Raw genomic sequence first — 23,573 nt, forward strand, 5'->3', positions numbered from 1 at the left:
CCAAATAGTCTGAAATGATAATTAACTTTGATGATTATGGGAATGTATGTTATTGCGATTAAGAGAGGAAAAGAAGACTCGGCAAATGTAGAGTGGACCGAGCTGATTCAACGGATTTCCAATGTAGAGATCATAAATAATTACAGAAATAAGAGAATTTTAATTTCTACCGATGAAGATGGAATAATAGAAATTAAAAACGAGTTATCTCCTGATGATTTTAATATTGAACCTGTCATTGATCACAAAAGGCTGGATTCTTAATCTCAACTGTACTACACAAAAAAGTACAGGCTATTTCACTAAAATTCCTTGTAAAGTTTCTCTAAAAATGTGATGAAATACTCTTTTTTAGCTAGGATAAAGGGTTGAAAGCAAAATGCGTATTGCATCGAGTAAGAGCTATAAACGTAATTTCACATCAAAGTCTATCATATCGGAGATAGCCTTGTCCTTTAGTCTAACACTATAATTCTGACTTTCATAAGTAATGCCCCAACGTGTTCTATCAATTTTAAACTTTGTAGTCATTTGTTGTTTTTGAAAATCAACCTCTGCTTGGAATTTTATAGGTATTGTAATCTCTTTTATGGTCAAATTAGCTATTATTGATAAGTGTGTAGCATCATGATAATGGGTATTTGTTATCACTAATTTTGCAACCGAAAACTTTTTCACGTCAAAAAAATCTTCATTTTTCAGGTGATTCACAAGACTGTTATCATAATCAGCTTCATTTTCTTCTATTAATGCAATAGTATTCATAGCTATTATAAAAGACCCACCAGTAATTTTAGTATCGGTTTTGATAAAATGACCGTTTTTAAAATGGACTATACCATGATGACCACCAACATTTAATACATCTGTCCCAAACCATTTGAGTTCACTTTTTGAAGTGTTAATATGAAGTTGCTCTTGGGCGTATGAGCATAGTACTGAACAACTAATAGTTATAAGTAGAAAAATACAATTCTTCATAGATGTATTTATTTTAAAAATCAATTTTTCATAAAACTATTGACAGACTCAGTAAAAAATGTCAAAAGAATGTAAAAGAAGTGTCAACTATTGTGAAAAGTCCTTGGATTGTATGTTATTTAAAACTTATTATGAATATAGATATCCAATACTTTTTTAAAGGTTGTATTATTACCTTATTTCTAGGTATTTCGTCCTGTTCAGAAAGGCAAAATATCTCGTTTTCAGAAAAAGTTAGCGTATCACTGCGCGAAGTGGGACATCACTTGTTGTTGGCCAACCAAGATTCTACAACCCTAGTGAAACCTGTGTTGACTTTGGACACATTAAAGTATCAATTATCATTTGAAGAACAGTTAAGTATTTATCCAGATAACCTGGTTATCTATATAAACAATAGCTTTAAAAAAGCTGGGTTGCCCCAGGATTATTTAGTAGAAGTATTAGAATGTTCAGACAAGGAAGTAGCCTATAGTTACTACAAAAAACAGGAAAAAAAAGGAAACAAGGATATCTATTGTAGAAACAGGGAATTAAAAAAAGGATGTTATTTAATAAATGTCAAGTTTGTAAAACCATCCTTGGCAAATTCAGGTTCTTCGGGTTCTGTATATGTACTGTTTTTGGGCATTGCAATATTGATGGCGATAGTATTTACATATTTTAGAAAAAAATCGAAATCTATTTTTAAGGATAGTTATAGGGATTATGAATCTATTGGGAAGTATAAATTTTATCCTGGGCAAAACAAGCTTATAAAAGAAGGTTTCGAAATTAGTTTGTCTACAAAAGAATGTGAATTGTTATGCATATTTATAGCCAAGCCGAATCATATTATAAAAAGAGATGAGTTAACAAAAAAGGTGTGGGAAGACAATGGTGTTATTGTAGGTAGAAGTCTAGATACGTACATATCTAAGTTGCGTAAAAAATTACAAGAAGATCATTCTGTTAAACTCACCAATATTCATGGGGTTGGCTATAAACTAGAATTTTAAGTATTACTATTCAGTAATAACACCTATCAAGTGAAAAACGATTCAACTAGAAAACATATAAACTAATCTGTATTATAATGTTCTTGCGTTATATAGCTTGAGTTTTGGTACGACCGTATGAAAAGGTCCAATAAACCTTTTAGAATAGGAGCGAGTTAATACGGTTTCTGTTGAATCCCTAGAGTGAGAAGGGGTGAAAATTTATGGAACGGAAACGGCAATACATTATTCATTTTGATTCATAAATTGGATCACTTCCTCGGCAAACTGGTTTGGTTCAGTGAACATGGGTGAGTGTCCAGATCTTTCAAAAAACACAAGCCTTTTTTCACTGGAACCTAAATTATCATAAGCCTCCTGCGCATAGAATTCTGGAACGACCATATCATACCTTCCCCAAAGGGTCAATGAGGGAATGGTAATCTCCGAAAGCCTTTCTGTGAAGGACAATTCACCTATAATATCATCGTCCAAGATGGATTGAATTTTTAACAAGTTCCAGACAAAAGTGAGTAGGTTATAATCAGAAACTCCAATACCGCCGTTCTCGACATCATTAATAAAGCCATCATCATTTAGATATCCTTCTGCATCAAACGCAAGGGTGTTCAAACGGTTAAAATCGTCAAGAGTCACAACATTCGCATCTACTTTATCCAGTTCATCATAAACGGACTCCCAAAAGGGAACACTATTTCCAAGTTTAATTTGAGCCGCCGCAACGCGCTCAAAGTTTCGTATGTATTCAAAATAAAGATTTTTGGGGTTGTGACTGCCATCCACATTGATCCAACCTAAAAATTCACTTTGGTCTTTCAACAAGGTCGCCGGGCCCAAGGCACCACCCCAGCTATGTCCCAATAAAAAGAACCGGGAATCATCACCGTACACACGCTTTATGACTTTGACCAAAGCGAGTACATCTTCCGCCATTAAATCAATCGTAACGTCATCTTCGGAATAATTTCCCTGTGACATTCCAGAACCACGTTGGTCAAAATAGACCACCCCATAGTTATCCTCTATCCGATCAAAGGCATTTCCCTGAAAACCCAATCCTGTACCACCTGGACCACCATGTAAGGTGATAAGGAATATCTTTTCATTGGCATTTCCTTTGATATAGGCCGGCATATCGGCACCTTTATGACGTACAAAAACAGTAGCATCAAGATTACTTAGCGTATGATCGTTCGAACAGGCATTGACCAACAATGTGGCCATTGCCAGAAATCCTATTTTGATGGTATCGACAAGTGGCTGCTTCATTGTCTTTTATTTTTAAAATTGAACCGGAAACCATATTGCAACGAAAAGGTAGGCAAGGCTCCGGCATTGTATGGTGTTCTCATAGTGTAGTTGATATTGAAATAGCTGGCAGAACGTACTTTGCCCTTGCGCTGTTTTCCTATTCCAACAGATAATGAGGGGGCATAATATCCGCGCCCTGGCAAGAAAACTTTATCGACCGAATCACCATTTACCTCGTAAGTCTCTGGCAAAAAAGAGCGATAATATCCCAAAGGATTCATTTCGATGTTGAACTGTTTTCCCTTTTTATTGGTACGACGCCAAGTAAGTCCAAAGTTAGTGTATGCCCCAGTATCCGTTTTTGATGAAAAGTTGGTTACAAACCCCAAATTTCCATTAAATAGGAACTGATGGGTATTGGTTCGCGCTGTACCTTTACGGGTTTTCGTTTTTTCGTTCTCTATCCAGAGATATTCTGCGCCAACTGACAGGCCATTGCTCCAAAAGACAGTTCCCACAAACCCCGCCTTAAATTCCGTTCTGTCCCAAAAATGTTCAGAAAGTTGGGTTCTTGCCGTTTGGGTTTTTGATTTGTTTTGCCCGTAGCTAAAGAAGGTAAGTTGGAATAGACAAAGTAAGAGTAACAATGATTTACGTCTCATAGGTTTGATTGGTTGAAGACAAAAATATCTTTACAAGAATCAATTACCGTTAAAGATTATGTAATTAAAACTTAAGGAATAGCTAAAAAATTGCTTAACTAATTATTCTTTGCATTTCTTACATATATTTTGTTTGGGAACGGATACTTATAATTCGATTGCACTTAGCACAGATACCACTACAAATGGATTATGTGTAAGAATTTTGTAGTAAAAATGACAATCAAAGCAATTTTGCATAATGTCGAATTATGATATTACAAAATGAATTATAATGTACTGCGTTATGTAATTTGAGTTTTGATAAAAGCGAAAGTAATTTGTACTTTACGTCGAGCTATACTGACTCATTATGACCAACCACTGATTAAATGATAAAATTCTTTAGAAAGATTCGTCAAAGACTCCTTACGAAAAATAAGTTCAGCAAATATTTGATGTATGCAATCGGAGAAATAGTACTTGTCGTCATAGGAATCTTGATTGCCCTTCAAATTGATAATTGGAACCAAAAGGAACAATTAAAAAAGGAGCAATTAAAGACCCTAAATAGCTTATATGAATCCATTAAAATTAATGTTGCCGAGTTCGACAGCATTTTTAATGCCCAAGTTCTACGGAACAGGAGTCTGCGAGAAGTTGTTTTTAAAGATCTTTCTAACCAACCGAATACGTATCTCGACTCTTTGATAACACTAAACGTTAGAAACTATACGTTCGACCCATCCACTGGGATTTATAATGCCATGATCAATTCTGGCAAAATTGAACTGATAACGAATGATTCCCTAAAAAATCGGATATCAAAATTATATGATATCGTAAAGGACTATCAAGAAAGTGAAGACGAAATCACGGAATATACCAAGGAGCATTTGGAAAAGTACTTTATCAATAATTACAGTATTAAACCAGAGGTTTTAGCTGGGCTAAGGGATAGAACGGAGTATGAAGAACAAAAGGATAAAGCTTCTTATATTAAAGTTTTTCAATCCTCGAAAGTTGAGAACATGTATATTTTGCTTTTGAACAAAATGAGTGAAGTTATGTTAAAAGGTTTAAGCTTAAAGTCGGAATATGAATATCTTATCGATGATTTGGAACATGAAATACAGAAATGTTCTCGCGTTATGTAACTTGAGCTTTGGTAAAAGCGAAAGTTATTACCGCACTTCCTGAAAAATTTCTTCTAAAAATCTTATTTAAAAAGGTAATGGAACACTTTTTACACGACCTGACGAGCTTGTCCGCCAAAGCATCAGCCTAGGAGGATAGGAGGGGAGGGAAATGTGTATGGAACGGCGTAGAATTAGAATGTGTATTTATGGCTTCGCCAAAGCTTCCAATTTTTCAAATACAACAACCTTGTACATGGCACTTACAGGCACCTTCTTATCTACAATCAATAAGTGTGTTCGGGTAGCCTTTGTAACCCTGTCCAAATTGGCAATATAGGATTTATGCGTGCGATGAAAATTTTCGGATAACAAGGTGTTGATATTAATCAGTGTCTCGGAGATAAGATACATTCTGGTATCCGTAAAAATTTTTAAATAATTCCCGAAACTTTGAATGTAGAGAATTGATTTCAACGGAATGGTAATCGGTAATCCATCATGCTTTATGGAAAGTTCTTCTTGTTTCTTATCAGGTATGGGTTCTGTTATTGTTGAAGCTGACACTTTGTTTATGGCTTGTAAAAAACGTTCAAGTTTTATAGGTTTCAATAAGTAATCGACCACACCAAAGTCGTAGCTTTCTAGAGCATATTCTGAATATGCCGTTGTTAAAATTACTTTAGGTGGTTGTATCATAGAACGCAGAATTCCCATTCCATTAAGTTCCGGCATTTCTATATCCAAAAAAACGAGGTCGATTTTATGTTGCTGCATAAAATTCACGAACTCAATCGGATTCCCAGTACTTAAGACTAATTCAAAGTTGTTTATTTTAGAACAATACTCTTCAAGCACTTCACGAGCTAACTGTTCATCAACAATGGCAATTTTGATCATTCCTACTAGTCTGTTAGGTCAATGGATAAATTTACATGATATGTTTTCTCCATATCATTAATATCTAGTACATGGGCATTCGGATATAATAAATTCAATCGTCTCTTCACATTTTCAAGCCCAGTCCCCATTCTTGACGATTTGGTTGCTGTATTATGTTTTGAATTTACAACATGAACATGAAGCTTGGCATTTTTTATGGAAACATTCACATCAATTGTACTCTGTGCATTGGTGGCTTGAGCACCATGCTTAACCGCATTTTCAACAAAGGGTATGAGTAGCATTGGCGCTATTTTATAATTTGATGATTCTCCTTCAATTAAAAATTCAATGGTACAACGTTTGCTCAATCGTTTTTCTTCAAGCAATAGATAATTCTCAATAAACTCCAGCTCTTCTTTCAATGAGACAAAGTCTTTTTTAGCACTTTCTAATTGATATCGCATCAATTCCGAAAGTTGCATGACAACCTCGGGCGTTTCCTTGGATTGCTGTCTGGAAAGCGAATAAATGCTATTTAATGAATTAAATAAAAAATGTGGGTTTACCTGTTCCTTTAAGTAATTCAACTCCAGTTCTCTTTGCAGTTTTTCTTTTTCACTGTTTTCTCTTTGAATGCGCATGCTTCTTCGTAAAAAAAAAGCTGCCATTCCCGTTCCGGTGGTATATAAAAAGAAGAAGAAAAATTTAGAAATAGTGTTCCAACTATATGCAAAGTTTATTTTGCTAGAAATTGCAGTAAAGATGGTGGCCACAAGAAATATGGAAAATAACAAGTAGCGCTTTTTGTCCAGGAAAAAGGGAATGAGAATAAAATGATTTACCCATATTATTCCCATGATGTGTAAGGTATAGTTCAAACTGTGAACGAATAACGCATAATCAGAACCCAGTTTATCCTTGATAATCCAATTACTCAATAGTTCCAGTAGCAGCACCAATAAAAATGCACCCAGATTGAGGAGTATGATTTTCTTCAAAGACTTTTGTGTCATGAACCCTTTTTAGTGAAAGATTAAAAGTACTACTTACAGACACAAACTTTCATAATTTCTTGTAAAACGCTTATATCAATGATGAAGTGATTTCATCATTTAATCTCTAGACTTATCCTGTTTACAATATCAGGTAGGGTTTATACGATACTTTTATCGTTCAGCTATAACAAATAAAAAAATGAAAGGCATTACTAAAGGGTTACTGGTACTACTTCTTATACTAACAAGCAACGCATTTACGCAGGAAACTAACATAAAAAAAATCTCATCAACTACAACAGGAACTTCCTTGGTATTGCCACAGATACAGGTAGTCCCTATAAAAGAAACAAAAACTGAAAGGAACTATGAACTTTATATAGAGTTGCCTGAAGATTACGATGAGAACCCCGATAAAAAGTATCCTGTCCTTTATTATACAGATGCCGTTTGGCATCGTGAAATGCTGTCCGGTGCTACAGAATACATATTGGAAGATATCATTCTAGTTGGAATTTCCTGGCAGAAGGACGTGGCAGAAGATTTAAGGCAACAATATGGAGAACACGTCAGCCGGTTTACCGATTATTCATTCTGGAAAAAGTCAAACCCCGATCATCCAAAACTTAAATTTGGCCAAGCCGAAAATCATTTAGCATTTATACGGAACGATGTAATCAGTTATGTCGATAAAAACTATCGTACCGATCCCAACAGTCGTAGCTACTTCGGATACTCACTAAGTGGAGGATTCGGTGCTTACATACTGCTGACGCAACCCGATACTTTTGATAATTACATTCTTGGCAGTCCATTGAGTAAAGGTACAATGCCCTATCTATCGGAGATCAATGCTGAACTTGTAGCTGCCGAGTCGGATAAGGACAAGGCATTGCATGCCAATGTATTTATGGCATATGGCACTTTGGAGAAAGAAAGGGATGAAACTACCGAGGCATTTAAGGATTTACTACGGGCTAGAAAACATTTGAAGGTATCCATGCAGAGCAAAACCATTGAAGGCAATCACCAAACTGCTTTCCCAAGAATCGCAGTGGAAAGTGTCGCCTGGCTGTCATCCTCAATGTCACCTATTGCAGTCGATGACTATAAGGCTTCGTTCCGGGAAATTCCCCACCTTAATAATGCCTTTGTTAGTACCACTCCCGAGGATAGGGAAGATGGGATATCAGTTGGAGAACTATCGATTGATGGTAATAAAAAGAAAGCAATCCTAAATGTTGCCCAAGAAATTTTTGAGGGCACATATGGAAATTATGATGCCTTGCTCATTTCGCACAAAAACAAGCTTGTTTTTGAGTCCTATTATAAAAAAGGACGTATCAATTTGCCGCACGGACAAGCTTCTGCGGTAAAAGGGTATACCAGTTTAGTCTTAGGAAGAGCTATGCAGTTGGGTTATTTGACTATGGAAGATCTAGACAGACCTTTGACACATTTCTTGAAAGACTTAGATTCCAAAAAATTCACGAAAGGTACGGAAAAAATCACGCTGAATAAGGCATTGACCATGCAAGGGGGATTGACGATTGATAGAGAAAAATGGAAAGAAGTTGAAAATGATTCTGTTAAACTAAAAGGGCAGGGGTTGGTTCAGACACTTTTTGAACGCAGCGAGCCCATTACCAATGAAACCCAGACCTATTTATATGGCAATTTTAACCCCATGATGGTTATGACGGTTATTGACGCCGTGGTGCCTGGAACAGCTGAAAACTTTATACAGCGAGAATTTCTAGACAAACTCGGTATTACCAATTACGAATGGTCCAATCATGCCAGTGGTTTGCCACAAGCGGGATGGCGAGCAAGTATTATGCCTCGCGACATGCTCAAGTTTGGACACTTGGTGCAAAACGGAGGCAAATTGAATGGGGAGCAGTTCATTTCTGCAGCCTATCTGGAAAAAGCTACCAGTGGTATCGTAAGACCGGCAATAGATTGGATGCCCAAGAATTATCTTTATGGATATTTTTGGTACTATACCCCTGTACAGGTTGGGAATAAAAGCTATGATATGACCTTGGCTTGGGGCGGTGGTGGACAGCGCGTTATGGTCGTGGAAGAACTTGATTTGACTATAGCTATCTCAGGTTTTGACAGGGATGATGACAAAATTATGAAACCCATTTTTGAAACCTTCGTTCCGGCATTTGTCAAAAATTAAATTGTTTTTTCAGGACATAAAGCATAGAAAGATTTTAACGACTTCAGACCTGTTCTGGAGTCGTTTTTTTATAAGTTGTACCTATGTAATGATTCTCAATTAAGAAACCACTTCCACAGCAATTTTATACTTCGGCTGCACTCAGCACAGGCGCCATGGCTAATTATGGAATATTAATGTTTCATAATGTACCGTGTGGCGCCTGTCCCGAACTTGTTTCGGGATAACTTGAGCTTTAGTACGGTCTAATGAAAAAGGTCTTGTGGACCTTTTGAAATAGGAGCGAGACAATGTGCTGGCCAAGTTTGTACTGCATCCCCTGAAATTTCTTCTAAAAACCCTCTTTAAAAGGAAGTGGAACACTTTTTACACGACCCGACAAGCTTGTCCGCCTGAGCCTAAGCAAAGTAGGATAGGAGGGAAGGGGAATTTATGTGGAATGGGATGGTTACCTGCTAAAATCGACATGTCATCTTTTTTGTACAATTATTACAGGAAAATGATGTTTCTTTATGTTCCGTTATCGGAATTAATCAATTTTGATTTTTGAAACGAATGAAATTAAAAAAGTGCTTTTATTACGTTATTCTAGTTTTGGCTATTAGCTGTTCAAAAGACAATGAAAATGATATTGACCAAGGGAATATTGACAACTTTTACAGTGGAGCAGATAGTTCAGCATCCATAAATCAGCTTGAAGGAGTTTGGGCAATTGTTAGTGCTGAATTTGAAGGGGAACGGACTACTGTTCCAATAAATTATCCAGAATGTGGGAGAGATTTTTTTGTTTACTCCGATAATGGTATGTATAGAGAATATATCTTTCCTGGTAGTGATTGTAGACCAGAAATTAACAGGCTAAATTGGACTTTAGATAGGGGAGTCTTAACTTTAAGTAATTCAGTTGGTCAATCAGATGATTTAGTTATAATAAGAATTACTGCTCAGGAATTTGTTTTTAAATCTAGATTTGACGTTGATAGTGATGGTGAATTGGATGTATTGATTTTGACTGCCAACAGATATGACGCCAACGAATTTGATTTAACCACTAGTACCTTTGATCGTAATCGTGACGAAGATTTCGAAGATGTATTAAGCTTTACGTGGGAAGCCTATGAAGGTTTCAACACATTTAATCGTTACGAAATATATAGGAGTGCTGGAGAAAATTGTACAAAGGCAAACGCTGAATTAATAGCCACTATTATCGATGTAAGCACAGTTGAATATACCGATTTGAATCCACCTGGAGAAGAATCACTTTGCTATTATCTAAGAGTATATACGGATAAAGGCCTCCTTGGCGAGAGTACTTATATAGGGGTAAACCCAAGCTTTTTCATTTACATAAATGCTATTTCCCTTGATGAACCTATTGTAAATGGCAATAGCATTTCCCTTTCTTGGGCACCTTCGGATTCTCCATATTTTTCTCATTATGAGGTAACGGTTTCAAATTATGCAGGTACTAGCGCTAGTGCGGCACAAGAATATGTTTTGGCGGAAATTGATAATATCAACGAAACAAGTTTTACAGATGAAACCCCACCTTATTTAGAAAATCCGTTTTATACTGTTTATGCCTACAATATTTTTGGGAATAAAAGCCCTATAAGCGACTCAGAACGCACTGGGGTGAGGGAAGTAATCTTTAAAAGGAAAGAGATTATTGAATTCAAAAGAGTCATTTCTCTAGATGTTGATTCAGAGGAGCCCATTGTATATCTCTATGGCGAAAACAGTGGAAATGGGATTACAGGAGTGAATATTCTTCGTTTCAATTATCAGACTCATGAAATCGAAACCATCTCAGATATATCTCCTGAATCGCAGACTTATTCAGGAATTAAGGTCTTTAATTCTATTCAAAATGGTAAGGAATTAGTTGTGCAACAGGGTATTGAATTGCATTTTTACGATGCAAACACTCTAGAGTTTAAATATGCAATAGACCCAGAAGGAGTTTTTAGCTTTAGGGATTTCACTTATGTTCCCGAATTGGACCTTTGGATAGTAATTGAATCAAACAATATATACACACTAAAGCGGGACAACAGAAATCTATCTTTAGTAGACACTGATACACATTTTACCCAGCACCAAGGTAATAGTTACCATAGAGGTTTCATGATTAATGACAATAGGGTATTGATTGGCCATCCGAACGAGCCGAACAGTATTGTAAAAACACTTGATGACAATGGATTTATCATAGGCTCAACTATGGTTGATTTTAGCATACAAGCAAGAAATGGGAAAAGAACTCTTTATAATAGCGTGTCAGGTTACCTATTAAATACAGGTGAAAACAGACTTTACGACACAGATACTTTTCAAATTTTACAGTCTTTTGAATTTCCAAGTTTTCCAACGGGAACCAGTACAGATGGAAACCTTATTTTAGGAACCAATAATGACCCAGGTTGGCAGATAGATGCGGATAGTCCTCATAAAAAGGAAGCCGTTATTCTTAATAGAGCTACAAATCAAGTTGACGAACTGAGCACTATCGGATATCCACATTTTATTTTTGAAGATTATAATGGAGATATAATTAGTATCTCCTCTGGATTTAAAAAGGAGTCTTTAGAACAAAATATAAATGGAAAAGCAGATATTTTCATTGAAAAAATCCAGTTGCAATAATAAGTCTTCGACTTGGGCTACTTTACTTATGAATTAAATATTGAAAAGGCAGGACTTTAATATTTTATGCCTCGACTACGCTCAGCATAGACGCCACAACAAATATCCTTGTAAGGATTTTGTGTTAAAAAACGACCATCAAAGCAATTTTACATAATGGCTAATTATGGAATTCAGATGTTTCATAATTTATATTATGTAAAATAAGTATTTAAGATATCATGATTATACCACCTCTCTATCCGTTAGTTTCTAAGTAACTGGTTCTATATCAGCATTAAAACGAAATCCCAATATAACTCATAGGTAATTTATATTCAATCACAATGATATTTTTCAGGATAAAGCTCCATTTTAGAAAGTATCTTCGCTACATAATCTTTCAGGTAAGATTCTCGTTGCCCATATTCAAGTTAGATTGTAAAAAAAATAATCAGCCAGTACTAAGTCTTATTCTCAAAATTTAATCCCTTGAAATTTTTCGTCGTTGTTGCAACCCTAGTTTTGTTTTTGGTAAGTCGCCCGTCCTGCGGTCAGGAATTACCTGAAAAAGTCGTTAATGAAAATGCTCAATTTTGGATTTCAACGAACAATGTATTCAGAATTGCCAATCGTTGGGCCGTATTGAACGATATACATATTCGTAGAAACAATTTTTTAGCGGATCCCAATTTCTACTTCCTTCGCGTTGGCGGCCAATACTATTTAAATGCTAACCTTCGTTTAGCGACAGGTTATGCACACCTTTGGTTGACTCCCACCGGTGATTGGGACAATTTTCTAAACGAGAACAGGATTTACCAGCAGTTAAGTATATCCAAACGTTATGAAAAAATGAACGCTTTGTTTCGAATCAGATTAGAACAACGTTTTTTTAATAATGTGCAGGATGGTCAATCCTTAAATGATGATTTTTTTGTTAATCGTATTCGATTTCTGGTCAGTGCTGGACTTCCCTTTAAACAAAATGGGCCTACGGAACTTATATTGGCTAATGAAACACACCTGAATTTTGGTAAGGACGTTGTCTTTAACACCTTTAACCAGAACAGATTAACTGTTGGCATAAAGCATAAAATAAATAAAAGTTGGAAAGTGGATTGCGGCTATATGATGGTCTATCAACAACTCGCTACAGGTAATGTTTATAACCTTAATCATACCCTGCGTCTCTTCTTCTATGGCAGCTTTGATTTTAGGAAGAATAAAAAATTACCATTTAACGAAGTAAGGCATGGTGACGAGTAATACAGATTCTTCCCTTTGGTGAACATTCACGACTATTTAAGAACTTCTTTAGGGGACTTCCCTTTTTCAAAACTCATAAACAGATTGATCCAAATATTTCTAGAGATTCTCAGAATCAACGGTAAAGAGGCAAACATAACAACTACGATAATACCATAGGTTGTAATTAGACCTATATCAAAAACCAAATAGGATAAGACAAATGCAAACCCGGCGAAAAAAAGTCCGACCGGATAACTCACATACATAGCTCCATAAAAAAATGACGGTTCAATTTTATATTTAGTGTTGCAGTTGCTGCAGCGCTCCTTCATTTTTAAAGTTTTGGACAGTTTGTAGGGGTTCTGTTCCAAATACATGCTCTCACTTTGACAAACAGGACATGCACCCTTTATTATACTATAAATTTTAGTTCCCTTTAAAAACTTCACGACATATTGATTTGCTTTGCAAATGTAGGCGACAACTCCATCAACGCTTTCGCACGGATATCGCTACTTTTTGTACTTTTAGGACATATTCTGTGCAATGAAGCCCGTTATAGTACTTAATATTGAACAATTTGAACAAGAGGAATCACTTACCGATTTTTATAGTAATGATCTATCACTGCATTTAAAAAAGAATGCGGACATTATTCATAAACCCCATAAACATGATTTTTTTCTGTGCGTACTGTTCACCAAAGGCACTGGCAAGCACGAAATAGATTTCAACTCCTATTCCGTAAACCCTGGGAGTTTATTTTTTTTAAGACCTGGTCAGACCCATTCTTGGGAGTTCGATACTGCCCCATCTGGTTATATCTTTTTTCATACCCAAGCGTTTTATGAATTCTTTTTTTCAAAAGGGAAACTCTCAAGCTTTCCATTTTATAATTCGTACAACAATACATTGGCCATTACCATACAACGACCAGAATTAACAATGATCGCATCGTATTTTAGTGCCATCAATACTGAATTCCATCAAGATGGCCTGTATAAAAGACAAAAACTGGCCAGTCTTTTAAACCTCCTTTATATTGATGCAACACGTCTATTCAGTAACCTTAAAGCTGAAAAGAAAGTACTCTCCCCTACCTACCTTGAGACTTTGGAAGCTTTGGAGAATGTTATAGAACAGTATTATAGAACCGAAAAATCTGCAAAGTTTTTTGCGGATAAACTGAATATTTCTACAAAACATTTGAATAGAATCACAAAGAGCACTCTGAACAAAACCACTACAGAACTGATTACGGAACGTGTTCTGCTCGAAGCAAAACGGCTTATTGTATATTCAAAAGAATCGCTAACAGCTATTTCTGAGATACTTGGATACGACGATTATGCCTATTTTTCCAGGGTTTTTAAGTTGAGGACAAACACGACGCCTTTAGAGTTTAAAAAGAATTATCGGAATTAATGATGATCCGTAAACCTATCGATTACGATCTACAAAGGATTTGTCCACGGTCCTAAGCACTACTTTTCCAATAGGGAAACCTTCATAAGAAATCCATAGATGGTAAATTTCGCTAGGCTCCAAAACCAATGGCAGCTCATTTTTACCAATCGCGAATTTCATAGCCCCGGGATCTAAATAGACCATGGTATGGCTGTTATTCTTGACTCTGGATATAAGCTTGTCATTTCCGTTCAATCTAAAGACCAAACCTGAACCAATATACCGTTTTGGACGGTATATATGCACCACTGACTTTCTATATTCTGAAGTTGTAGTACTTTTTGGCTTAATAGCGTCATCAATACTTATATCTAGTTTTGGTTTGAGCATTTTCACCTGAACTTTCTTGGGTGTATTGATGGATGGTGTATCCATATCGGGAACAGTAGTTGTTTTGTTCGTTGTAATTTGTTCTGAAGCATTTATCGGTTCCATCACAGAATCTACTGTACTTATTCTGTTGGTTTTGATTTCCTTTTCCTTTTTTAAAACTGCTTTAGGGAGCACATCAATAGTATCCTTTTGAAACTCTGACATCTTCTTGGGCCAATACATGTATAGAATGATCACCACTGAAATAAGTACAGATCCCGCAGTAAAAATCTTGAAGAAATTCCATGATGACCTTACACGAATTCTGGGATAAATGATCTTCCAAACCTTTTTTTTATTGTAAGGGACACCAGGAACTTGGTTCAGTTCCGCTATTTTGTTTTTCAGTACATGGTCAAATTCCTCTTTCATATGTTAGTTTTGGCCATTAAAGTTTTAAGCAACCCCCTACCCTTGGCAAGCTGGGACCGCGAGGTACTTTCCTTTATGCCAAGTTTTTGTGCGATTTCCTTGTGAGAGAAACCCTCTATTGAATAAAGGTTAAAAACGGTTCTGTACCCAACGGGTAAGGCAACTATAAGTGCATATATGTCATCCGCCTCCAAAATACCTTCAACCTTTAGTGTGGTCTCGGCCAGGGTCATTTCCATTTTATCAAAAACCAGTAGGTCTTTTTTGCGCAAGAACATTAAGCATTCATTGATCATAATACGCTTTACCCACCCCTCAAAGCTTTGGGCATCCCTATAATCAATTTTTGAAAGGTTCGAGAACACCTTTACAAAGCCTTCAGATACGATTTCTTCCGCATCTTCTTTTTGTTTGACATACCGATAGCAATGCACGAACATTTTTTCTGCATAAGTATCGTAGAGTAACTTTTGCGCTTTTCTGTTGCCTTTAAGACATCGTTTTACGGTACGCTTTCCTATCAAATCACGCTCTTTAAAAACTGGAAATGTGAAATACAGCTAACATGTACTTACTCTTTTGCTACAAGTTTCATGGGCTTTCGTGCAAACTCTTGCTCGGCAAAAGGAGCTGTTACTTCTACGAGGTCCAGTTTTCCTATATAAAAACCTTGTTGTATAAAGGAACGTAAATAATAGGTTTTTCCTGCTTCTAAATCTATGGTCACTTCCTTTTTTTTGATACCAAAAGTTGTTTTTCCAGGCTTTAAGGACAGGACAAAATATTTGCCATTTCTGATTTTTGCATACTTTTCTCCATTTAGTTTTAGATTGAACACCCACGCAAATCCAACTAAATTGGCAGGGCGATAAACATAGACTCTTGCATTTTGTATAGGGTCTATTCCGCCGTTATTGGCAGAAAGATGTGTGTTTCCTAAAAGTGAAAGAGTGATACAAAATGTAATTAAGGTAGTTTTCATAAATATAAATTAAGGTTAAACGAATATGCATCATTGCATCATCTATATATAGAATGCACCACAATGACCATTCGCTGCCTGTATACTTAAAAAAATCTATTGGCCAGAAAAACTACCAATACGCACAAAGTGAATCAACAAACCGGAAATCCCGATAGTATTATTGGGATTTCCGGTTTGCACAGGTACCGTTATTGTAACCCTTAGGGGTAAAGGTTCCTAAAAAGTCTCTTCCAAGAGTTTTTGAAGGCTGGCCCACGATTTTTCATCGGCCTCTGCATTGTACTCTAACGGTAAATCAAATTTCTCACCATTGGCATCAGCTGCTTTACTGGTAAAACTATGTTTTACACCGGGATAGGAAATGTATTCATAATCGGCACCAATAGAATCCATGGCTGTTTTGAAAGCTACTATAGATTCTGGGCTGATAAATGGGTCATCTGCGCCGTTGCATACCAAAACATTGGCTTTTAAATCATTGCTAGGCATTACCGGAAGTTGTACTCCGCTATGAAAAGCGGCAACAGCATCCAGTTCAGCTCCCGCATTTGCCATTGTTAAAACTACACTTCCCCCAAAACAATACCCTATGGCAGCGATGCTTTCAGAGTCTACAGATTCATGTTTTTGGAGTAACTCCATTGCAGCATTGAAACGCGCTTTGGCCTCCGGAAGATTCGTCATGACGCTCATGGCAAATTTGCCCGCATCATCTGGGTGCTCTGCTTGTTTTCCGTCACCATACATGTCAACGGCCAGTGCAGCATAACCCAGCTCTGCAAGCATATCGGCTCGCTCCCGTACGTAGTCGTTGTGCCCCCACCATTCATGTACAATCAGTACTCCAGGACGTTTCCCTTTATCATTCTCATCATAGGCTATATATCCTTTTAGGTTTGTTGAGTCCGATGCATAAGTAACCTCCTCACCTTTTACCTTCACGGATAGGTCTTCAGCCATAGGTTTCTCAACTTTTTTGTCTTTGGTCTTTTGTTTGCAGGATGCTACGATCAGCATACAAAGACATAGCGAAAAAATGGTCAATCGTTTCATTTTCTTTAGTTTTAAGATGGATTTAAAGATAACCAAAGTAGTCCAGTTTTTGGTTGATCCTCGATACTTCCTATTTTAATTTTAACACTGTAAAATATCAGTTTAGAGAAGGTGTTTGATTTTCTTTACCCATTTTATTGGGATAGTATAAGGGGCATAGCGCACGGGAACATCAATCCAATTGGCTCTTTTTATGATCGCTTTTTTGTGTGAGAACAAATCGAAGGTATGTTTACCGTGATATCCACCAATACCTGAACCCCCTACTCCACCAAAAGGTAATTTTTTATTGATAATTTGAATTATAGTATCGTTTACCGCGCCTCCACCAAAACTGTACTTGGCAAGAATTCTTTTCTGAAACTTTTTATCGTTTGAAAATACATAGAATGCCAAAGGGTTTTCGTAGTTCATCAAGTATCTGTTGATATCGTTTTCAGATTCATAGGAAATGATGGGTAATATCGGTCCAAAAATTTCATCTTCCATTACCCCTTCATTAAAAATGGGCTCGTTCACCAATGTTGGTGCTATATATTGTTCTGTATCATCAAAACTCCCTCCAAAAACAACATCTTCTCCTTTCAAGAGTTCTTTTAACTTGTTGTAATGACCTTCAGTAGCTATTCTTGCGAAATCATTGGATTTTTGAATATCCTTGCCATAAAAACCTTCAATATTTTTTTTTAGCCCAGCTATCAGTTCATCCTTTTTAGAAGAATGGACCAAAATGTAGTCAGGGGCTATACAGGTTTGTCCCGCATTAAGGAACTTGCCCCAAACAATACGTTTTGCTGCCAGTGGTATAGACGCAGTAGCATCAACAATGCAGGGGTTCTTTCCGCTCAATTCCAATGTAACGGGAGTAAGATGTTCGGCGGCACTTTTGTACACAATTTTACCGACCTTGCTACTACCGGTAAAAAAGATGTAGTCCCATTTTTTTGATAGCAGCTCTTGCGAAACGGAAACCCCGCCTTCCACTACACTTACATATTCTATGGGAAATACATTTTGTATAATCTTGACTATAATTTCAGAGGTATTCGGACTAAGCTCCGATGGTTTCAGAACAACAGTATTACCAGCTGCCAAAGCACCTATTAAAGGAGATATGGATAACAAAAAGGGATAGTTCCATGGCGCAATGATCAACACATTTCCAAAGGGTTCAGGATATATCCAATCTGAAGAGGGAAAATTGGTCCAGATAGATTTTACTCTAGTGGGTTTGGCCCAAAATTCCAAATTGTCTATGGCATACTTCAGCTCGGAAAGTACCATTTGTGTTTCGCTGGCGAGTGCCTCGAACCTTGGTTTTTTAAAATCAGCATAGAGTGCATCACAGATAGCGTCTTCATTCGAAATCAATTCTTGATGAAAACGTTTTAAAAGTTGTTTACGGTACGTAATGTCCTTGGTCTGCTGTGTTTTAAAAAACCTGCGTTGCTCCTGTACTAGATTTTCAATCATCTCTTAAATTATACTATACCCACTATTTCCAAATTGTCAAAAAAGGGAGGATAGTCTTGAGCATAAAGTTACGCCAGATAAAAGAATTGTGCCAATCGTAATTTAGCTGTTAAATTGAATAGTGAACGGGAGCAATGTTTTTTACTGTTAATCCTAAAATGTAACTTCTTGAGAACTTTCGTTAGGAAGTGTAATTGTAGCTGTATTATCGCATTGGCCCTCACCAAAATCCACGTTGATGATAAAACCGTTCTTATCTATATTCATGCTCCCACCAATTAAATGCTCACAAGTGAGGCTACCTTTTAAATCATCTACGGTTTCTACCATATAAGTAGTTCCGTTTGCCTCTACTTTCCAGTTTCCGGTTAGGGTAAACGTACTGCTTCCCAAAGTATCGCCAAAGTTGAAACTAAAAGTTTTTGTTCCACTTTCGGTAACCAAAGTTCCTATTTCTGTTTCCACGGTCATGGAACTGGTCACGGTAAATGCGATAGTATTCTGGTCTAGTGCAGTGGTAAGCACATAATTTCGGGTACCGTTTATCTTCAGATTACCGATATAAAAATCAGAATATGTTGCCGTAAAGGCTGAAGATTCATTTTCAACAGCATATGTGATAGTCAAATTACCATTAATATCATCGGTACCGTTGATCGTACAATTATTGAACGATACTACAAAGCCTGTTTGAGAAAATTCTGCGGAATAGCAATCATTGGAGTTTTCCATAGACTTGCCAGTAGTTCTTTCAGTTGAAAAAATCTCTGCCAAAACACTGTCGACCGTGCTAGCGATTTTATCAGTTTCTAAAACGGTCTGAAGTTCGGTCTGCGTAAAATCCTCACTAGTACCAGGAGCATTTTCATCTTCACTACAGCTTTGCAAGCCGGCCATAATAAAAACAGCAAACATCAATTTAAAAGCTATATGTCTAGAATTTTTCATGATACGATAATCCTTGGGGTTATGCTGTGCTAACGAAAATTGGGGCTATTTAGTATACTTTTTTCAAGTAATCGATGAACAGCATTGCCCAGTAAGGAAGAATCTAGGATTTAGGAAGCAATTATCCTAGTTTGACCTGCATTGAACTGCATACGTTTTCCAGACCAATAAGAAGCTGCCGCCAAGTGTGATGGTTTTACAGCACTAAGCCCAACTTCAATGGGAGCACTTAGTTTGACTCCCTTTTTAATTGCATCAAAAAAATTCTTAGCGTGCGCATAGGTTAGATTTTCCTTATTTTCAAAAACCAAAGGTTTGCCTTTGTGAGGCGTATAAATATAGCCTGAACGGTAAAGTTCCAGTTTTCCTTCGGTACCATGAAAAAGAACAGAATCATGTTGATTCTTAATGGGCAATACACTGCATTCAAAAGTAAAGTTCCATCCGTCTTTATATTGAATAATCGTATTCACAGTATCTGGATTTGTTCTATCATCTTTCATATGATAAATACCTCCCGTAGTAACTGCATTCAATGGGTTGGTATCGTCCATCATCCATTGCGCCACATCACCCCAATGGGTTAACAAATCGGACAATATACCAGTGCCGTATTCTTTGTAATGACGCCAGCCATCATATCTGGGCCAGTAGTAATCTATTTTTGGCGCAGGTCCCAAAAACATATCCCATTTAAAATTTTCAGGTTTGGGTTGCTGTTTCAACTGTCGTCTTTGCCATCCAAAATTGCTCCAAACAGCTCTAACAAAAACGATATCTCCTAATTTTTTTGACCCTCCAAAAAACTCTTCTTTTACCCTCTGGTACATTAACCCACTACGTTGTTGGGTGCCGGTTTGGCAAACCACTCCGCTGTTTTCCACAGCTTCTTTTATCAATGGTCCCTCATCAAAATGCAATGTGACCGGTTTTTCCAACAATAGGTGTTTTCCAGCTTCAAGTATCCGAATTGCATAATTTTTGTGCAAATGGTCTGGAGTTGCCAAGAGTACGGCATCCACGGCATCATTGGTCAAGACTTCTTCCAAATCATAAGTCATGGGTATTCTTCCAAGCGCTAAATAATCAATTGTTCTTTTTATCTGTTCATCCCAAACATCACAAAAAATTATTGGCTTTATTTGATTGGTTTTGAGCATCTCTCCCAATACCCACCTACCCCGTCGTCCTGTACCAACTACGGCAATACCAATTTTATCATTTGCACCTAGAACATTACTGTATGAAATTGCAGTTAGAGCAGCAGCTCCTGTGCCAATAATAAAATCTCTTCTTTTCATCGTATTGCTAATTATTCCTTTCCTGCAGATGCATGGAGTAACTCCATTCCGACCGAAGTTCTTGGCTTAAAACCCTTCCAATCCCCTGTATTTGAATCTGGTTCTAGATTTAAATAGTCACTGTAGTCCTCCCCTTTTAAATACGTGCCCAAAAAAGCGGTTATAAAATGCTGATTAACATTGTTTATTCTTCTCATATCCCAAACTGAATCCGCATACCTTAAATATTCATCAATATGCAATCCTTCTTGCATTGTTGCATTTGCTGGAGGATTGGGAGCTACATTATGCCTTGCATTCATATAGGTCAACAAGTAGCGGTCACTGTTTACGGCCCCTTCATAAATGGCCTTGATTCCTTTTTCATATCCGGAAATATCGTCCTCGCTACCTGCTACAAAAAACGTAGGGGTTTTTAGACCTGTAAGACCAGTCTCATCCCATACACCATTGGTCATTCCCCAAGGTGCCAGTGCTACAAACGCTTTTATTCGTGTATCAATGGAAGCGGTATAGGATTCATGGGCCATGCCGAGTTTATCCAATGCATCACTGCCTCCTGTCATCGATTTAAAAAAAGCTATTGCCGCTTTGCTATAACCAGCACCACAGGTATTTAGACCTCCATAGCCGCCCATAGAATAGCCAACGAGCCCTGTATTGGAAGTATCTACCAAATTGGCAAGGAAACTATCGCTTGTGTTTGAGGAAAGTCGTTCAACTTCATTTAAAACAAATAATTGGTCCAACGACCTATTTGCCAAAGTACTCGTAAAATTAGCAGCATCTTTATATGTAGAATCGGTATGGTCAATGGAAACCACTACGTATCCTTTTGATGCCAAGTTTTCTGATAGGTATGTGAACAAAAATCGTGAGCCCACATATCCATGGGATAAAATTACCAATGGGAACTTCCCCTTATCTTTAATAATAGTAGCATCCCTAAGTGCCCGACCTTGAAAAGTGAAAGGAACTACAGGACGACCTTCAGTGGCATTTTTCCCCAGCACTTGAGTGTACGTTTCCAATTCTTCAACATTTTCTGGAATGTTTGCTGGATACCAGACCTCTATTATGATGGGACGGTCATATTGCTCACCTTTACCTTCTTTAATACTTAGTACATCCAACTGGTTCTCATGCAGTAAATCGATAGTTTTAACTCCTACACCGTACATTCCACGACGAGCCAGTTCAGGGGCATCTGGTAAGGCATCCCCAATTAAGAAGTCACTTTGTGAGTGTGAGTTTTGATACATCAAAAAAGAAAAAATAGTAGAAAGGAAAAAGGAAAAATAGGCTGGTTTTGTCATTTATAAAGTTTTATCAAATCTCTTAAATGTAGTGAATTTATGGACAAAAAGTAAACAGTGCTTTGGTTGAACTTGTAAGGATTTAACTTTCAATAAATGAGTTTTAATTAAATTGTTTTACTTTGAAGAAAAAATTGACTTATGAACACAATCAATAAAATTCTCTGTATTTCGATAGTACTTGTTTTATGTTCTTCTTGTAGTCTTGATGATGGACAAGAAGCAATCGACCCACCTAATTTTGCTGTTCTTGGACTTTGGGATTTGGTAGAAGTAAATGTTAGTGAGGCGCAGGACATAAACATGGATGGTACAGCCTCTACAAATCTGATGGATGAGCTGGACTGTATCTCTGGTACACTTTTGATTGATGGTGATTTGGTATGGACATACGAACAGACGGCCATAACAATAACTCCCATTACAAACAACCAATATGCCATAAGCTGTTCAGATGCTATTTCAGCAACTGGAACTTGGTTTTCTGATGAAAACGAAGTCACTTTTGCTGGTAATGATGTTCTATCAACACTCGAAATTGATGGACAGCAGTTAATTAATGAATCGGGTGAAGATTTACCGGGTATCTTGAGCTATATTTATGAATTAAGACAGAATTGATAGCACGTAATATCTTTTGTTGCTAAAGAGTGAATTAGCATACCGCCCAATACTTTTTAAAGCTTCTGGGCTAAAATCACCCACATTTGTTTATCATCTTCCAGCTCCCATTTGCCATGATTTTCAATTTCGGAAATTATAGTAAAACCTGCCTGCTTCAATTCTTTTCTAACATATCCTGGACTTAATGAATGGGCGTTTACCTGTTCTTTTCTTGTCTTCCCCTTTACCCTGTCCTTCAATTTCTCCAAAATCATAAGCCTGCCTCCTTTTTTCAGTGCATTTTTCACGTGCTGAAGGATTTTTTCATGGGATTCCATTTCGTGATAGGTGTCCATAATAAAAACCACATCAAAACTGTTTTTAGGCAGTTTTGGGTCATCATATTCTCCCAAAACTGTTTTTATATTGGTAAGTTTACGTTCTTTCGCATTAGCACTAAGTGTTGCCAATCTATCTTCCCTTACATCCACAGCGTATACTTCTCCATAATCTTGGACCAGTTTTGACAGATGAATGCTTAGATAACCTTCGTGACATCCAATATCCGCTACCCTATCATCTACAGAAACATTGGCCATATCCAACAAGACTTGGGTTTTCATCCATTCATCGCGTTCCGCCCAGTCAGACTCGGTGTATTGTGCCTGCAAACCACTAAGCAAAGACAAACAAAAAACTATAGCAATACTGAAGTGACTCATGCTCTTA

The 23,573-nt window shown here is 37.0% G+C and carries 23 protein-coding genes; 8 read left to right on the plus strand and 15 right to left on the minus strand.

From position 1 onward, the window contains the following. The first annotated feature begins 36 nt into the window (after positions 1-36). Positions 37-264 (plus strand): hypothetical protein, encoded by a 228-nt coding sequence (locus tag LV716_RS16445; protein WP_163418866.1) that lies wholly within the window; start codon positions 37-39, stop codon positions 262-264. A gap of 138 nt (positions 265-402) precedes the next feature. Here the strand turns inward: LV716_RS16445 and LV716_RS16450 are convergent, their stop codons facing one another. After that, entirely contained in the window at positions 403-981 is a 579-nt protein-coding gene (locus LV716_RS16450) for a YceI family protein (protein ID WP_163418867.1), read from the minus strand. A gap of 131 nt (positions 982-1,112) precedes the next feature. On the opposite strand from LV716_RS16450, the gene LV716_RS16455 reads away from it, so the two are divergent. Then, positions 1,113-1,979, plus strand: coding sequence for a winged helix-turn-helix domain-containing protein (locus LV716_RS16455; RefSeq protein ID WP_163418868.1), 867 nt, complete (start codon positions 1,113-1,115; stop codon positions 1,977-1,979). A gap of 225 nt (positions 1,980-2,204) precedes the next feature. Here LV716_RS16455 and LV716_RS16460 read toward each other — a convergent pair whose 3' ends face one another. Both LV716_RS16460 and LV716_RS16465 read right to left on the minus strand, forming a co-directional pair. Further along, complete coding sequence (locus LV716_RS16460; RefSeq protein ID WP_163418869.1) at positions 2,205-3,248, minus strand: alpha/beta fold hydrolase; 1,044 nt, start codon at positions 3,246-3,248, stop codon at positions 2,205-2,207. Next, positions 3,245-3,892, minus strand: coding sequence for a hypothetical protein (locus LV716_RS16465; protein ID WP_163418870.1), 648 nt, complete (start codon positions 3,890-3,892; stop codon positions 3,245-3,247). The genes LV716_RS16460 and LV716_RS16465 overlap by 4 nt, the downstream gene beginning before the upstream one ends. A gap of 371 nt (positions 3,893-4,263) precedes the next feature. Between LV716_RS16465 and LV716_RS16470 the strand changes: the two genes are divergently transcribed. Next, on the plus strand, positions 4,264-5,028 hold the full coding sequence (locus tag LV716_RS16470; RefSeq protein WP_163417935.1) for a DUF6090 family protein: 765 nt from the start codon (positions 4,264-4,266) through the stop codon (positions 5,026-5,028). Positions 5,029-5,214: 186 nt separating this feature from the next. On the opposite strand, the gene LV716_RS16475 is transcribed toward LV716_RS16470, so the two are convergent. Together LV716_RS16475 and LV716_RS16480 are read right to left on the minus strand one after the other, a co-directional pair. Next, a complete protein-coding gene (locus LV716_RS16475) occupies positions 5,215-5,907 on the minus strand; it encodes a LytTR family DNA-binding domain-containing protein (RefSeq protein ID WP_233759167.1) in 693 nt (230 codons plus the stop codon). A 5-nt stretch (positions 5,908-5,912) separates the two neighbouring features. Beyond that, positions 5,913-6,905 carry a sensor histidine kinase gene (locus tag LV716_RS16480; RefSeq protein WP_163418872.1) on the minus strand — a complete coding sequence of 331 codons (993 nt, stop codon included), beginning with the start codon at positions 6,903-6,905 and terminating at the stop codon, positions 5,913-5,915. Positions 6,906-7,086: 181 nt separating this feature from the next. Here LV716_RS16480 and LV716_RS16485 point away from each other — a divergent pair, with 181 nt between their 5' ends. From LV716_RS16485 to LV716_RS16495, 3 genes are all read left to right on the plus strand, one after another. Continuing rightward, the gene (locus LV716_RS16485; RefSeq protein ID WP_163418873.1) at positions 7,087-9,075 is read left to right on the plus strand and encodes a serine hydrolase; all 1,989 of its coding nucleotides are present in this window, start codon (positions 7,087-7,089) and stop codon (positions 9,073-9,075) included. 555 nt (positions 9,076-9,630) lie between these two features. Beyond that, positions 9,631-11,724, plus strand: a complete 2,094-nt coding sequence (locus tag LV716_RS16490) for a lipocalin family protein (protein WP_163418874.1) — start codon at positions 9,631-9,633, stop codon at positions 11,722-11,724. Between the two features lie 471 nt (positions 11,725-12,195). Then, positions 12,196-12,972 carry a DUF2490 domain-containing protein gene (locus tag LV716_RS16495; protein ID WP_163418875.1) on the plus strand — a complete coding sequence of 259 codons (777 nt, stop codon included), beginning with the start codon at positions 12,196-12,198 and terminating at the stop codon, positions 12,970-12,972. Positions 12,973-13,004: 32 nt separating this feature from the next. Here the strand turns inward: LV716_RS16495 and LV716_RS16500 are convergent, their stop codons facing one another. Continuing rightward, positions 13,005-13,403 carry a DUF983 domain-containing protein gene (locus LV716_RS16500; protein ID WP_163418876.1) on the minus strand — a complete coding sequence of 133 codons (399 nt, stop codon included), beginning with the start codon at positions 13,401-13,403 and terminating at the stop codon, positions 13,005-13,007. A gap of 97 nt (positions 13,404-13,500) precedes the next feature. On the opposite strand from LV716_RS16500, the gene LV716_RS16505 reads away from it, so the two are divergent. Further along, positions 13,501-14,379 (plus strand): AraC family transcriptional regulator, encoded by an 879-nt coding sequence (locus LV716_RS16505; protein WP_163418877.1) that lies wholly within the window; start codon positions 13,501-13,503, stop codon positions 14,377-14,379. A gap of 15 nt (positions 14,380-14,394) precedes the next feature. Here the strand turns inward: LV716_RS16505 and LV716_RS16510 are convergent, their stop codons facing one another. The 8 genes from LV716_RS16510 to LV716_RS16545 form a co-directional block, all read right to left on the minus strand. Continuing rightward, on the minus strand, positions 14,395-15,165 hold the full coding sequence (locus tag LV716_RS16510) for a hypothetical protein (protein ID WP_163418878.1): 771 nt from the start codon (positions 15,163-15,165) through the stop codon (positions 14,395-14,397). Then, positions 15,162-15,689 carry an RNA polymerase sigma factor gene (locus LV716_RS16515; RefSeq protein ID WP_205600133.1) on the minus strand — a complete coding sequence of 176 codons (528 nt, stop codon included), beginning with the start codon at positions 15,687-15,689 and terminating at the stop codon, positions 15,162-15,164. Before LV716_RS16515 ends, LV716_RS16510 begins: the two co-directional genes overlap by 4 nt. A 47-nt stretch (positions 15,690-15,736) precedes the next feature. Next, positions 15,737-16,147: a DUF2846 domain-containing protein gene (locus tag LV716_RS16520; RefSeq protein ID WP_163418879.1), complete on the minus strand. Its 411-nt coding sequence runs from the start codon at positions 16,145-16,147 to the stop codon at positions 15,737-15,739. Between the two features lie 219 nt (positions 16,148-16,366). Next, positions 16,367-17,203: a dienelactone hydrolase family protein gene (locus LV716_RS16525; RefSeq protein WP_163418880.1), complete on the minus strand. Its 837-nt coding sequence runs from the start codon at positions 17,201-17,203 to the stop codon at positions 16,367-16,369. A 102-nt stretch (positions 17,204-17,305) separates the two neighbouring features. Continuing rightward, a complete protein-coding gene (locus LV716_RS16530) occupies positions 17,306-18,676 on the minus strand; it encodes an aldehyde dehydrogenase family protein (RefSeq protein ID WP_163418881.1) in 1,371 nt (456 codons plus the stop codon). A 153-nt stretch (positions 18,677-18,829) separates the two neighbouring features. Beyond that, positions 18,830-19,624, minus strand: coding sequence for a hypothetical protein (locus LV716_RS16535; protein ID WP_163418882.1), 795 nt, complete (start codon positions 19,622-19,624; stop codon positions 18,830-18,832). Between the two features lie 110 nt (positions 19,625-19,734). Beyond that, on the minus strand, positions 19,735-20,925 hold the full coding sequence (locus LV716_RS16540; RefSeq protein ID WP_163418883.1) for a Gfo/Idh/MocA family protein: 1,191 nt from the start codon (positions 20,923-20,925) through the stop codon (positions 19,735-19,737). A gap of 11 nt (positions 20,926-20,936) precedes the next feature. Then, on the minus strand, positions 20,937-22,241 hold the full coding sequence (locus LV716_RS16545) for a dienelactone hydrolase (RefSeq protein ID WP_163418884.1): 1,305 nt from the start codon (positions 22,239-22,241) through the stop codon (positions 20,937-20,939). A 141-nt stretch (positions 22,242-22,382) separates the two neighbouring features. On the opposite strand from LV716_RS16545, the gene LV716_RS16550 reads away from it, so the two are divergent. Next, the gene (locus LV716_RS16550) at positions 22,383-22,862 is read left to right on the plus strand and encodes a hypothetical protein (RefSeq protein ID WP_163418885.1); all 480 of its coding nucleotides are present in this window, start codon (positions 22,383-22,385) and stop codon (positions 22,860-22,862) included. Between the two features lie 56 nt (positions 22,863-22,918). On the opposite strand, the gene LV716_RS16555 is transcribed toward LV716_RS16550, so the two are convergent. Next, on the minus strand, positions 22,919-23,566 hold the full coding sequence (locus LV716_RS16555) for a class I SAM-dependent methyltransferase (RefSeq protein ID WP_163418886.1): 648 nt from the start codon (positions 23,564-23,566) through the stop codon (positions 22,919-22,921). Positions 23,567-23,573: the final 7 nt, after the last annotated feature.

This window comes from Flagellimonas sp. HMM57 (genome assembly GCF_021390175.1).
Lineage (GTDB): Bacteria > Bacteroidota > Bacteroidia > Flavobacteriales > Flavobacteriaceae > Flagellimonas.

Bases quoted from the DNA above. Each gene is read 5' to 3' on its own strand.
- LV716_RS16445 (WP_163418866.1), top strand. From the start codon at position 37: ATGGGAATGTATGTTATTGCGATTAAGAGAGGAAAAGAAGACTCGGCA.
- LV716_RS16450 (WP_163418867.1), bottom strand. From the start codon at position 981: ATGAAGAATTGTATTTTTCTACTTATAACTATTAGTTGTTCAGTACTA.
- LV716_RS16455 (WP_163418868.1), top strand. From the start codon at position 1,113: ATGAATATAGATATCCAATACTTTTTTAAAGGTTGTATTATTACCTTA.
- LV716_RS16460 (WP_163418869.1), bottom strand. From the start codon at position 3,248: ATGAAGCAGCCACTTGTCGATACCATCAAAATAGGATTTCTGGCAATG.
- LV716_RS16465 (WP_163418870.1), bottom strand. From the start codon at position 3,892: ATGAGACGTAAATCATTGTTACTCTTACTTTGTCTATTCCAACTTACC.
- LV716_RS16470 (WP_163417935.1), top strand. From the start codon at position 4,264: ATGATAAAATTCTTTAGAAAGATTCGTCAAAGACTCCTTACGAAAAAT.
- LV716_RS16475 (WP_233759167.1), bottom strand. From the start codon at position 5,907: ATGATCAAAATTGCCATTGTTGATGAACAGTTAGCTCGTGAAGTGCTT.
- LV716_RS16480 (WP_163418872.1), bottom strand. From the start codon at position 6,905: ATGACACAAAAGTCTTTGAAGAAAATCATACTCCTCAATCTGGGTGCA.
- LV716_RS16485 (WP_163418873.1), top strand. From the start codon at position 7,087: ATGAAAGGCATTACTAAAGGGTTACTGGTACTACTTCTTATACTAACA.
- LV716_RS16490 (WP_163418874.1), top strand. From the start codon at position 9,631: ATGAAATTAAAAAAGTGCTTTTATTACGTTATTCTAGTTTTGGCTATT.
- LV716_RS16505 (WP_163418877.1), top strand. From the start codon at position 13,501: ATGAAGCCCGTTATAGTACTTAATATTGAACAATTTGAACAAGAGGAA.
- LV716_RS16510 (WP_163418878.1), bottom strand. From the start codon at position 15,165: ATGAAAGAGGAATTTGACCATGTACTGAAAAACAAAATAGCGGAACTG.
- LV716_RS16520 (WP_163418879.1), bottom strand. From the start codon at position 16,147: ATGAAAACTACCTTAATTACATTTTGTATCACTCTTTCACTTTTAGGA.
- LV716_RS16525 (WP_163418880.1), bottom strand. From the start codon at position 17,203: ATGAAACGATTGACCATTTTTTCGCTATGTCTTTGTATGCTGATCGTA.
- LV716_RS16530 (WP_163418881.1), bottom strand. From the start codon at position 18,676: ATGATTGAAAATCTAGTACAGGAGCAACGCAGGTTTTTTAAAACACAG.
- LV716_RS16535 (WP_163418882.1), bottom strand. From the start codon at position 19,624: ATGAAAAATTCTAGACATATAGCTTTTAAATTGATGTTTGCTGTTTTT.
- LV716_RS16540 (WP_163418883.1), bottom strand. From the start codon at position 20,925: ATGAAAAGAAGAGATTTTATTATTGGCACAGGAGCTGCTGCTCTAACT.
- LV716_RS16545 (WP_163418884.1), bottom strand. From the start codon at position 22,241: ATGACAAAACCAGCCTATTTTTCCTTTTTCCTTTCTACTATTTTTTCT.
- LV716_RS16550 (WP_163418885.1), top strand. From the start codon at position 22,383: ATGAACACAATCAATAAAATTCTCTGTATTTCGATAGTACTTGTTTTA.
- LV716_RS16555 (WP_163418886.1), bottom strand. From the start codon at position 23,566: ATGAGTCACTTCAGTATTGCTATAGTTTTTTGTTTGTCTTTGCTTAGT.